Source organism: Synechococcus sp. CB0101 (genome assembly GCF_000179235.2).
In the GTDB taxonomy this organism is placed as follows: domain Bacteria; phylum Cyanobacteriota; class Cyanobacteriia; order PCC-6307; family Cyanobiaceae; genus Vulcanococcus.
Genome location: NZ_CP039373.1, coordinates 167899 through 179112, shown reverse-complemented (window position 1 = coordinate 179112; position 11214 = coordinate 167899). Strand labels below are relative to the sequence as shown.

The 11214-nt window shown below is 65.1% G+C and carries 12 protein-coding genes; 8 read left to right on the top strand and 4 right to left on the bottom strand.

Annotated features, from left to right (window positions below; genetic code table 11):
• Window positions 1-89: 89 nt before the first annotated feature.
• Both CB0101_RS01025 and CB0101_RS01020 read left to right on the top strand, forming a co-directional pair.
• Window positions 90-1838, top strand: a complete 1749-nt coding sequence (locus CB0101_RS01025) for a bifunctional diguanylate cyclase/phosphodiesterase (protein ID WP_010309671.1) — start codon at window positions 90-92, stop codon at window positions 1836-1838.
• A 55-nt stretch (window positions 1839-1893) separates the two neighbouring features.
• Window positions 1894-3750 carry a sensor domain-containing phosphodiesterase gene (locus tag CB0101_RS01020; RefSeq protein WP_010309673.1) on the top strand — a complete coding sequence of 619 codons (1857 nt, stop codon included), beginning with the start codon at window positions 1894-1896 and terminating at the stop codon, window positions 3748-3750.
• Here CB0101_RS01020 and CB0101_RS01015 read toward each other — a convergent pair.
• Window positions 3719-4006: a DUF167 domain-containing protein gene (locus CB0101_RS01015; protein ID WP_029553022.1), complete on the bottom strand. Its 288-nt coding sequence runs from the start codon at window positions 4004-4006 to the stop codon at window positions 3719-3721. The genes CB0101_RS01020 and CB0101_RS01015 overlap by 32 nt on opposite strands.
• Window positions 4007-4047: 41 nt before the next feature.
• Between CB0101_RS01015 and pyrC the strand changes: the two genes are divergently transcribed.
• The 5 genes from pyrC (at window position 4048) to CB0101_RS00995 (ending at window position 8353) form a co-directional block, all read left to right on the top strand.
• Window positions 4048-5157 carry a dihydroorotase gene (pyrC, locus tag CB0101_RS01010; RefSeq protein ID WP_010309679.1) on the top strand — a complete coding sequence of 370 codons (1110 nt, stop codon included), beginning with the start codon at window positions 4048-4050 and terminating at the stop codon, window positions 5155-5157.
• A 92-nt stretch (window positions 5158-5249) separates the two neighbouring features.
• The gene (locus CB0101_RS01005) at window positions 5250-5576 is read left to right on the top strand and encodes a hypothetical protein (RefSeq protein ID WP_010309682.1); all 327 of its coding nucleotides are present in this window, start codon (window positions 5250-5252) and stop codon (window positions 5574-5576) included.
• A 79-nt stretch (window positions 5577-5655) separates the two neighbouring features.
• On the top strand, window positions 5656-5826 hold the full coding sequence (locus CB0101_RS15195; protein WP_010309684.1) for a hypothetical protein: 171 nt from the start codon (window positions 5656-5658) through the stop codon (window positions 5824-5826).
• Window positions 5827-5929: 103 nt separating this feature from the next.
• Window positions 5930-6994, top strand: a complete 1065-nt coding sequence (locus CB0101_RS01000; RefSeq protein ID WP_010309688.1) for a phycobilisome rod-core linker polypeptide — start codon at window positions 5930-5932, stop codon at window positions 6992-6994.
• A 72-nt stretch (window positions 6995-7066) separates the two neighbouring features.
• Window positions 7067-8353 carry a carbohydrate porin gene (locus tag CB0101_RS00995; RefSeq protein ID WP_010309690.1) on the top strand — a complete coding sequence of 429 codons (1287 nt, stop codon included), beginning with the start codon at window positions 7067-7069 and terminating at the stop codon, window positions 8351-8353.
• On the opposite strand, the gene CB0101_RS15190 is transcribed toward CB0101_RS00995, so the two are convergent.
• The gene (locus CB0101_RS15190) at window positions 8343-8507 is read right to left on the bottom strand and encodes a hypothetical protein (RefSeq protein ID WP_010309692.1); all 165 of its coding nucleotides are present in this window, start codon (window positions 8505-8507) and stop codon (window positions 8343-8345) included. The genes CB0101_RS00995 and CB0101_RS15190 overlap by 11 nt on opposite strands.
• A gap of 45 nt (window positions 8508-8552) precedes the next feature.
• Between CB0101_RS15190 and CB0101_RS00990 the strand changes: the two genes are divergently transcribed.
• A complete protein-coding gene (locus tag CB0101_RS00990) occupies window positions 8553-10052 on the top strand; it encodes a peptide ligase PGM1-related protein (protein ID WP_043717776.1) in 1500 nt (499 codons plus the stop codon).
• On the opposite strand, the gene CB0101_RS00985 is transcribed toward CB0101_RS00990, so the two are convergent.
• Together CB0101_RS00985 and CB0101_RS00980 are read right to left on the bottom strand one after the other, a co-directional pair.
• Entirely contained in the window at window positions 10049-10522 is a 474-nt protein-coding gene (locus CB0101_RS00985; protein ID WP_010309698.1) for a universal stress protein, read from the bottom strand. The two genes, CB0101_RS00990 and CB0101_RS00985, sit on opposite strands and share 4 nt — an antisense overlap.
• A 37-nt stretch (window positions 10523-10559) precedes the next feature.
• Window positions 10560-11207 carry a ParB-like protein gene (locus CB0101_RS00980; protein WP_010309701.1) on the bottom strand — a complete coding sequence of 216 codons (648 nt, stop codon included), beginning with the start codon at window positions 11205-11207 and terminating at the stop codon, window positions 10560-10562.
• Window positions 11208-11214: the final 7 nt, after the last annotated feature.

Sequence of the window (11214 nt, the reverse complement as noted above, 5' to 3'; positions counted from 1 at the left end):
ATGTCCCAGGCTAGTCAGGGAAGGCGATCTGGCAACGCTGATGCCAGCGCAGCGTGCCTTCCTAAGCTCCACTCACCTTGAGATGATCCGTGCTCGATCCCGCCCTGGTTGAGCAGGCCAACCCACGGTTGAGTGGCGGAATCAGTGAGCTCCTCGCGGAAGCGGAGCGCATGCAGCGCTGCGGCAGCTGGCGGATCCAGCACGACAGCGGCGAAGTGCTCTGGTCACCTGAGACTTACCGCCTGTTGAACGTTGATCCCAACCTGCCGGCCAGCCTTGAGCTACTCCTGGAGCAGGTTCACCCCGAGGAGCGTGACCTGCTCGCCGGCAGCGTGCGGCAATCGTGGTTGAGCGGTAGGCCGTTCCGGCTGGAGCATCGGCTTCAACTGGCCAACGATCAAATCGTGCAGGTGTTGCATCGCGGCGAAACCATCTGCGACGACAACGGCAAAGCGCTGTACACCGTCAGCACGCTGCAACGCCTCTCGCAGCAACGCAATCTGCAACTGGAGCTGGAGCAGGCCACCCACACCGATGCGATCACCGGGCTTCCTAACCGCCTGGCATCCATCAGTTACTTGGAGCAGCGCATTCGCGAACTGCCCTACAACCGCCAGATCGCCATTCTCTGCCTCGATCTCGACAACTTCCAGGGCATCAATGACAGCTTTGGCGTTGAGATCGGCAATCGACTGCTGCACTGGACTGGCGAACACCTGCGCCAACAGCTGCAACCAAGCGACTGGTTGGCCCGCCTGGATAGCGACACGTTCCTGGTGGTGCGCAGCGACAACCTGGGCAACATTTCTCAGGCCATTGATCTGGCCCAGCAACTGCAGGACTCGCTGCGCCAGGTGGTGCCTCGGCTCGACGCCCCGCTACCGATCCAACTCAGCGCCTGCGTGGGGGTGAGCATCGCGCCCGACCACGGCAGCGATGCCTCCAGCCTGTTGCAGTGGGCCAACACAGCCCTCACCGAATCCAAACGCCAGGGCAAAGGCGGATGCAAGGTGTACTCCACGGCCATCAGCCAGAAAATCCGCGAAACGCTCGATCTCGAGCAGCGCTTGGCGCGCGCCCTGGATCGCCAGGAGTTGCTCTTGCACTATCAACCGCAATGGGACCGGCAGCAGCGTCTGATCGGTGCGGAAGCACTCCTGCGCTGGCACACCCATCGCGGTGAAACCATCCCGCCCAACCGCTTCATCCCCCTAGCCGAACAGAGCGGCTTGATCGCGAGCATTGGGCATTGGGTCTTGGAGCAGGCTGTTGCCCAACTCAGCCAATGGCAGCAGCAAGGGCTCCACTTGGGGCGGCTGGCGATCAACGTGTCTGGCCATCAACTCGATCCCGATCAGCACCCCCTCGATCAGCAACTGCTCAGGCTTTGTGATCACTGGAAGGTGGAACCCAGTCAATTGGAGGTGGAAGTTACGGAAACGGCCTTGATCAGCAATCCCTCGGCCGCCGCCGACACGCTCAAACAACTCGCAGCAGCAGGCGTCAGCCTGGCGATTGACGACTTCGGCACCGGTTTTTCATCCCTGGCGAGCTTGCAGCGCCTGCCGCTGCAACGGCTCAAGATTGACCGCTGTTTTGTGAGCGATCTACCCAACACCCCCTCCGATCGCAGCATCGTGAAGGCCACGATCCTGATGGCCCACGAGCTGGGGCTGAGTTGTCTGGCTGAAGGGGTGGAAACCGAGGAGCAACGGCAACAGTTACTCGACCTGGGCTGCGACAGTTTTCAGGGTTACCTGCTGGGCAAACCGATGCCCGCTGCACAACTGCAGGAGCTGATGGCCGCACAAACAGCAATGTCCTCGAATGGGAACTGACAACGGGGCGCAGGCTGGTTAGGTTTCCCGTACCACCAGAGCTGAACCTGCACCGATGCTGCAGGCCCCGATCCCTCCGGACGACACCGCACGCCTTCAGGAGCTGCGTAGTTACGGCGTGCTCGACAGCCCGGATGAGCAGTCGTTCGATGACATCGGCGCCTTGGTGCGCGACATCGCCAACACGCCGATCGGGATCATTTCGCTGGTGGATGAGAACCGGCAATGGTTCAAAAGCTGCATCGGGCTCGATGCCAAAGAAACGCCGCGCAATATCTCCTTCTGCGGCCACACGATCCTGCAGCGCACGCCGCTGATCATCGAAGACGCCCTCGAGGATCCGCGCTTCTGCGACAACCCCCTGGTGCTACAGGAGCCCCACATCCGCTTCTACGCCGGGTTTCCACTGATCTCCAGCAATGGCCTGGCCCTCGGCAGTCTCTGCGCGGTGGATCAGCAACCCCGCCACCTGGAGGCCCACCAGATCCAGGCCTTGGAACGCTTGGCACGGCTCGCGGTTCGCCAAATGGAGCTCAAACGGCAGAGCCGGCTGCTGGAGCAGGCTGCCCAGGCAGCGCCAGAAGCCCAAGAGGGCCTAGCGCCCACCACCCCACCACGCCTCAACCAACTGCTCACCAGCAAAGAGCAGTTGCTCAGCATGGTGGAGCTGATGCTCAGCCAGAGCAGCCAGGCCTACTTCGGGGTGATGCGGCTGGAATTCAAGGAGTTGCGCCGCATCGCCAATGCCCTCGGCGAAGCCACCGCCAAGGTGCTCCGCCAAGAGCTGCAAGAGCGCCTCGCCGCACTGCTCCCGGATAACGCCAGCTGCTGCGAACTCAACGATCAAGAGTGGCTGGTGCTCACCCCCTTCACCGCCACCGATGAGCAACTCGGCGCGCTGGCGGCGGCGATCACCCAACAACTCCAACAACCCGTAGGCGTTGCGCAACAGTTGCTGAGCTCACAAGTGGCTGTGGGAGCTGCACTCTTCCAAGGCAACTACAGCAGCGCCAACGACCTGCTCAGCGATGCAGCCATTGCCCTGCGCAATGCGGCACGGCGCCCGGGCAGCCACTACAGCTGCATTGATCTAGCGAGCCGCATCCAAGCCCAACAAGACCTCCAACTCGAATCCGAACTGCGCCGTGGTCTCAGCACCGGTCAGCTCGAGCCCCACTTCCAACCCCTCTTCGATCTCCAAACCAAACAGTTGATGGGGATGGAGGCCCTGGCCCGCTGGCGCAGTGTGAATGGCGATCTGTTGATGCCCAGCCTGTTCCTGGCAGCCGCTGAGCGCGCCGAACTTTTGGGGGAGTTGGATCTGCAGATGATCCGCCAATCGATCGCGGCCAGTCATGCGATGGCGCGGGTGCATCCCCAGCAAGCGATGGTCCTGAGCCTCAACCTCTCAGGCGCCTTACTGGAGAGCCCCACTCTCCTCGATGTGCTGTTTGCCTTGATTGATGCGGAGCCACTCCCGCCGAATTGGCAACTGCAACTGGAGATGCTGGAGGTGAACCTGCAGCAACCTGAAGCCGACATTGCCCACACCCTCGATCAGCTCCACCAGCGCGGCGTGCTGCTCGCCATCGACGACTTCGGCACCGGCTACTCCTCCCTCAGCCGCTTAAATCGCTTCCCCTTCCACAGCCTGAAGGTGGACATGAGCTTCGTGAAGCTCCTCGATGCCCCCGATCAACCCAGCAACCGCATCCTGGAGGTGATCCAGGCCATGGCCGAAGCGCTCGAGCTGCACACCACCGCAGAAGGCGTGGAAACAGAAGCCCAGCGCCTGTGGCTGCAGCGCCAGGGGTTCCACTGGGGCCAGGGCTACCTGTTGGCCAAGCCCATGCCCCTGCAGGAGACCCTCAACCTGCTGCTCACGCACCAGGGCGCAGCAGTGCCGCTCTGACCTGATCGGCGCTCCAGCCCGCCACCCGGATCCATTTGCTGCGCCCGCTGGCGCCGCGCACCAGCTCCACCGCCGCGGCAGACACCTTCAGCTGACGGGCGATCAGCTTGAGCAGCGCCTCATTCGCCGCCCCATCCACCGGCGGCGCCTTCAGGGCAATGGCGATGGCCTCACCGCGCAGACCCAGCACCCGCTCGCGGCTGGCCCGGGGCTGCACCCGGATCGCCACCAATTGCTCCGGGGCTGCAGGCTCCATCAACAACGAAACTAAGAGCACAGCAGCAGGGCTTCACTGCGATGGCCGGCACTTCACCCCGACAGACCCTCACCATCCGCAAGCCCGACGACTGGCACGTGCACCTGCGCGATGGGGCGTTGCTGCAGGCCGTGGTGGGCCACACCGCCGCCCAATTTGCCCGGGCGATCGTGATGCCCAACCTGAAACCGCCGATCACCACCACAGAGCAGGCCAGCGCTTACCGCGATCGAATCCTGACGGCCCTGGAGCGAAGCGCCGGCCCCGAGTCGGCAGCGGGGTTCACACCCTTGATGACGGCCTACCTCACGGAAACGATCGCGCCGGCCGAGCTCGAAACAGGCTTTGCCGCCGGGGTGTTCACCGCAGCGAAGCTCTACCCGGCTGGAGCCACCACCAACTCCGATGCCGGCGTGCGCGATCTCGCCCACATCACCCCGGTGCTCACCTGCATGGAGCGCATCGGCATGCCCCTGCTGATCCACGGAGAGGTGACCGATCCAGCGGTGGACATCTTTGATCGCGAAGCCGTGTTCATCGAGCGCCACCTCAAGCCGCTGCTGGAGCGACACCCGGCTCTGAAGGTGGTGCTGGAGCACATCACCACCGCTGACGCCGTGCGGTTTGTAGAAGCGGGCCCCAGCAACCTGGCGGCCACCATCACCCCCCACCACCTGCACATCAACCGCAATGCCCTGTTCCAGGGCGGGTTGCGGCCGGACATGTATTGCCTGCCGGTGGCCAAGCGCGAGCAGCACCGCCTGGCGCTGCGGGCGGCGGCCACTTCCGGCAACCCGAAGTTTTTCCTGGGCACCGATTCAGCCCCGCACCTGCGCCACGCCAAGGAGAGCAGCTGCGGCTGCGCCGGCATCTACAACGCGCCCTATGCCCTGGAGAGCTACGCCCAGGTGTTCAGCGACGAGAACGCCCTCGAGCAACTCGAGGCCTTCGCCAGCCTGAACGGCCCCCGCTTCTACGGCCTACCGCTGAATGCCGGCAGCGTCACCCTGGAGCGGCGCGCCCCCGATCCGGATGAGCCCGGCCTGCCCGCGATTCTGGAACTACCCAATGGCACCACGGAACCCAGCCGCCTGGTGCCTTTCCACGCCGGCGAGCAGCTGGAATGGCACCTAGCAGCCAACAATGACTAGGAGCTTTACGTTCTCTTAATCAATTAGTGCCGAAAAGCACTTGAAGCACCCTGCCGCACATCGTTAACTGGCGACCAAGATCAACGATCGGGATGGCTCTGTTTTCCTGGATTGCCAGCGTGGACAGCGATGCTCTCCTCGATGCCCTGGCCGAACCCCTGCAGCAACTGGGGCTGGTGATCGACCCCCACGTAAGCAGCGCCAGCCAGGTGCTGGCCTGCGATCGCCCCAATTGCGGCCTGCCCATGGCCCAGCGGGTCACCGTGCTCGCCTCCTGGAACTGCAGCCGCTCACGCGAAGCCCAGCTCGAGGTGCGCAGCTCCGAGCCCCAGCTGCGCGCCGGCACCCGCTGCCAGCAGATCGCCGAACGACTGCAAGCCGCCAACCCGGGATCCGCCCAAATCGGAAGCAAATCTTGAATCGGTAACCGCTGCTACCGGGAGGGGGGTAGGCCGCTCCATAGGTTCCGCCTCAGTGGATCACTGGAGAGCAAGCTCCATGCAAACCCAGGTGCTGATGCAAGCCACCGATGGCAGCTGGAACACCAGCAAGACCTATCCCAATCCCCTCCTGGCCTATATCGCGGCCCGCAAACTGAGTCGGCAAGAACAACGCGCCTGCCGCACGGTGTGCAGCAGCGGTCAGGTGCTCGAAGAGATTCGCCCTTGAGGCCCTAACGAGCTCGCGCCGTAAAGAGCTCGCAATGTTTGGCAGACAACACCAAACAGTGCCCCTACGGTCCTGCTGGTCCCTCCCTGCCAGCCAGAACGTTATGGCTCTCGTTCAAGCACCTGCCCTTGGCATTGAGCGTTTTACCGCCGGACAGCACAAAGAAAACCGGCCGCACGCCTCAACCGACGACCTGAACGCGATCATCCGCGCGGTGTATCAGCAGGTGCTAGGCGGCCAATATCTGATGAGCAATGAGCGCCTCAGCGGCGCTGAATCGCTGTTCCGCAATGGCTACCTGAATGTGCGCGAACTGGTGCGCACCGTGGCCAAGAGCGCGCTCTATCGCTCGCGCTTCTTTGAGAACTGCAACCCCTATCGCTTCATCGAGCTCAACCACAAACACCTGCTGGGCCGCGCTCCTCAGAACAAAGAGGAGATGCTGCACCACTTCACGATCCTGCAGGAACAGGGCTACGACGCCGAGATTGATTCCTATCTCGATAGCGATGAGTACAACCGCCATTTCGGCAACGACAACGTGCCTCACCTGCACGGCTGGAACTATTCCGCCGGCCATGAGGGGCGCCAGTTTTCCTGGCTGATGCAGCTGGCCCGCGGCGCCGCCGCATCAGTGAAAGGCGATGGCAGTGGCACCCAGTTCAAGCTCGGCCGGGCCCTGCACCAAAACCGCCCCGTGCCCGTAGCGGTGTCGGCTGCCAGCCGCTACGCCCACATCAGCACCGATGGACCGTTCCGCGCCGCTACCTCCAGCGGCAGTGATCTGCCGGTGGCCGACCTGGGCAACGCCCGCCGCATTGATGGCACCCCCGCCTACGGCTTCCGCAGCCAGGAACTGCTGATCTCGAGCCCCAGCGCCGGCGCCGCCGGTGAGGGCAGCCGCGTGGTGACCATCACCGCCACCGGCATCGCCAACAACCGCTTTGTGCGCCACGGCGCCTACACCACCCGCGTGCCCTTCAGCCGCATGAACGAGGCCCTGCAACGGGTGATCCGCCAGGGCGGCCGCGTGGTGAGCGTGGTGGTGAGCGGTGAGGGCGAACTCGCTCCAGTCCAGGCCTCAGAGGCGCCCAAAGCGGCCCAACCGGCAGCAGAGCGCGCGGCTGCACCCGCAGCCAAGGGCCGCGGCCGCCAGAAGAAAGGCTGAGACCAGACGCAACGCGTTGTTGCCAAATGCGGCCGCAGGTCAGATCCTGTGGCCGCACCCCACCCCTCTCGCATGCGCCAGCTCCGCCGCGGCCTGCCAGCGCTGCTGGTCGCCCTGGCCCTGGCGGGGCCCGGCCGCGCTGCGGCCCAGGAGCCTGAACCTGAAAACCTGTCGCTGGCCAGCGACTGGCCCACGCTGCAGACCCTGCTGCGACTCCCCGACTGGATGGATCTGCAGTTCAGCGTGACCGCTGAACCACTGTTTAACCCGATCGGCGGCGAGCGCTCCGCCGGCAGCTGGATTCAACAAAGCACCCTCGAGCTCAACCTCAGCGCTGGCCTCAACCAACCCAGCAGCAGCTGGACGGAATTCGACCACTGGCAGCTGCGCGTGGTGGTGAATCACGACGCCGGCGATGGCTTCTACAACAGCGCCATCGGGGCCCTATTCCCCCTGCAGCAGGTGGCCTATCCCGCCGGCTTCTACGGCACGGAGGCCTCGATTGAGCGCAAGGCCGGCGAGGGCTGGCTGAGCTTCAAGGCGGGGATCCTGCCGCTCAACCCGGATTTCGTGGAAGTGCCGGTGCTCGGCAACTACGTGCACTCCTCGTTCAACAACACCCTCAACATCTCGGTGGCGGATTTACCGATCAGCCCCTACAGCGCCTTCGGTGGGGTGGTGAGTGCCCATCCCTCCAAGGAAATCACCTTGCGCTATGGCCTGTTTGATCTGAGCAGCACCAACACGATCTCCCGCTGGTTGGGGCTCACCGATGGCGGGGTGGGCCCGAGCGTCGGTACGGCGCAGTTTCTGCAGGTGGATCTTGAACCGGCATCGATGAGCGCCGCACCGCTGCAGGCCTGCCGCACGGAGCGTGGCGTTCAACGCCGCCGAGGCCCCTGCAGCGCGCCGGTGAGCGTGCAAAACCAACTGCCCAATGGCCTGGTCAGCCTGGGGGGCTTTCTCACCAGCGAAAACGGCAATGGGGTCTACGGGAGCGTGACCCTGCCCAGCGGCCTGCCCCTGGGCCTGGCCGATCGCCTCTGGATCGGCGGCTCCTATTCCCCCGATTCCAGCCTTGATATCGCCCCCACGTTTGTGGGCGGTGGCCTGGTGATTCAGGGCCCCCTACCCAGCCGGCCGTTGGATGTGGCCCTGTTCGGCATCGGCCGCGGCGGCCTCAGCAACCAGCTCAGCACGAGCCCCTATGAAGCGATGCTTGAGCTGGGCTACCGCATCCAGTTCAACGAGAGCTTCAACCTGCAGCCCACGCTGCAGTGGATCTTCAACCCGAGCGGCGCCGCTCAGCCCGTGCCGGGGATCCTGGCGGCTGGCGTGCAAGTGCAGCTCAACTTTTAAGCCGGCCTGAGGCCATCGCCTCCATCAGGCGGTTCTCGTTCTGCTGCTCCAGCAATGCGATCGGATCCAACCGATCCGGCGGCGCCTGCCAGGGTTCGAGCCAACCAGCCGGTTGCAGCATCAGCGAAGCAAGGAAGCGGTAGCTGATCCACACATAGCGACCAGAGTGGAGCTGTGTCTGCTCTGCCTCTGCTCGTTCATGGCCCTCTCCTTTCGAGAGCTTCAAGCGCAGCTGCAACCCGACTGGGGCTGTGAGCACAGCGGCGACGGGGGCCAGTTCGATGTGCTGGTGGTGCCCTCGTTGTCGATGGACCAGGCCCTGATGGCCCTGGTGACCGGCGCCCATCACTACGAGGAACGCCAGTTGTTTGCATTGATGCGCCTGCGGGATCCGGGGGTGCGAGCGGTCTATGTGACCAGCAAGCTCCTGCCGGAATTGGTGGTGGATGCGGTGCTCGAGCTGATGCCGGGCGTACCCACCTCCCACGCCCGCCGGCGCCTGCACCTGTTCGACACCGACGACGCCTCCAACCGCCCCCTCACCGCCAAGTTGTTGGAGCGGCCCGCCCTGCTCGGCCGCATCCGCGAGCTGCTGCGCCCCGGCCGCAGCTTCATCAGCTGCTTTGTGGTGACGGAGCTGGAAAAACGGCTCTCCGAGCTGCTGCAGGTGCCCCTACTCGGCACCGATCCGGCGCTCGGCTACTGGGGCAGCAAGGCCGGCAGCCGCGCCCTGTTTGCCCGCTGCGGCGTGCCCCATCCCCCTGGCAGCGGCCTGGCCCACAACCTCACCGACCTGGCGGAGGCCACCGCCGAGCTCTGGGAAGCCCACCCCGAGCTGCGCCGCTGTGTGGTGAAGCTGAATGAGGGTGTGAGCGGCGAAGGCAACGCCTGCCTGGAGCTCGCTGCGCTGCCGTTGGCGGAGCTCAGCGGCCGTGAGCGGCGCCAGCGCATCCAAGGCGCCCTGGAACAGTTGCCGATGCCGGCTGCACTGTGGCAGGAGCTGTTGAGCCAGCAAGGTGCCCTGGTGGAAGCCTGGCTCGATGGCGGCGAAGCCCTCACCTCCCCGAGCGTGCAGGGCACGATCCACCCGGGGGGTGCGGTGGAGCTGGTCTCCACCCATGAGCAGATCCTCGGCGGCGCCGGCGGGCAGACCTACCTGGGCTGCCGCTTTCCCGCTGAAGACGCCTACCGCCTGGAGCTAATGCGCTACGGCCAGGCGGTGGGTGAAGCCCTCGCCGCCGAAGGCGCCCTGGAGCGCTACGCCGTGGATTTCATCGCCCGCCGCCTCAACGGCCAATGGGATCTGCAGGCAATTGAGGTGAACCTGCGCCAGGGGGGCACCACCCACCCCACCATGGCCCTGCGGGCGATCACCACCGGCCAGCTGGATCCCCGCACCGGCCTGTTCATGGCCCCCACTGGCCAGGCGGTGTACTACAGCGCCACCGACAACCTCACGGATCCGCGGCTGCGGGGCCTACTGCCGGCCGATCTGATCGACATCGTCGCTGAGGCCGATCTGCATTACGACCCGGCGCGACTGCGGGGCAGCGTGTTTCACCTGCTGGGTTGCCTATCGGAATACGGCAAGCTCGGCATGACTTGCATCGGCCGCAGCGCAGAGGAAGCCGAGGCGGTGTATCGCGCCACCGCCGATGGTCTGATCGGTCGGGCCGGCGAGCTGCAGGCTGGTGTTTAAGCCTGGCTGGCTTGCGCTGGAATCACCAGCACGGGCAACTTGGCGTGGGTGAGCACCCGCTGGGTTTCACTGCCGATCAACAACCCGGCAAGGCCGCGGCGGCCATGGGAGGCCATCGCAATCAGATCGCAACCCAGCCGTTCGGCCGCCTCGAGGATCGCCTCATGCACCAGCGGGCTGACGCAGGTTTCGCTGCTCGCCTCCACCCCGGCGGCCTGCGCCTGCTCCAGGGCCTTGTCCAGGATGGTGGCCGCGAAGCGGGCATTGGCCTGGCTGAATTGCTCGCTCAAGGCGGGATCCAGCACCAGGCCTTCGCCGTAGATCGCCACATCGGGGCGCCCGTAGTAGCTGGGCTGCACGTGGAAAAAGCTCACCCGCGCTCCGCTCTGCTTGGCCAGCTCCAAAGCGGCGTGCACCGCTCCATCCGTCAGCTCGGAGCCGTCGATCGGCACCAACAGATGACGAACCATGGCAACCCGGGCGCGACGTCTGCTTGAAGGCTAGGTACTAAGCAGGGATCCAACCAGCCAGATGGGAAGCCGCCTGGGAGCGCACCAGCGCCCGCGCCGCCGGCAGGGCCGGCTCCAGCCGCTGCGAGCTGAAGGGCGGCAGGTTGCGGCTGCGCAACCAGGCACCCCAGCGGAATTCATGGAAGGGGATCAGGGGAGCCGCGGCCACCAGCCCCTCGCGCTTGAGCTTCCACACCAGGCTGCGGTAGGGGTCGTCCTGGGTGCCAGCGAGGCTGCTGGGCAACGCGGAGGGATGGAGCGGTCCCAGGCCGCGGCCGTCATAGAGGTAAAGCCAACCGCGTTGGTGCAGCTGCTCCAGCACCGCATGGCGTTCAGACACCTCCAGCTGAAGCACCACATAGCCAAAGGCGGTGGCGGAGGGGTCGAGTTCGAGCAAGGCCCGCAGGCGGTGGTGGCGATCCACCATCCAGAGCTCACCGGAGGCGCTGCGCACCAAGGGCGTGGGCTTGCGCTTGAGATAGCGGCGCCGCTGCTTGGGGTCATCGGCGGCGAAATCCACTTGGCGGCTGCGGATCTCGGCCATGCCCACACACATCTGGGTGGGCTGCAGGGCCGAAAGCGGCACCTCCAACAGATCGTCGGACGGAGCCGGAAGGGGTTGGTAGGGGGGCAACCGCAAGGCCATCGACCGA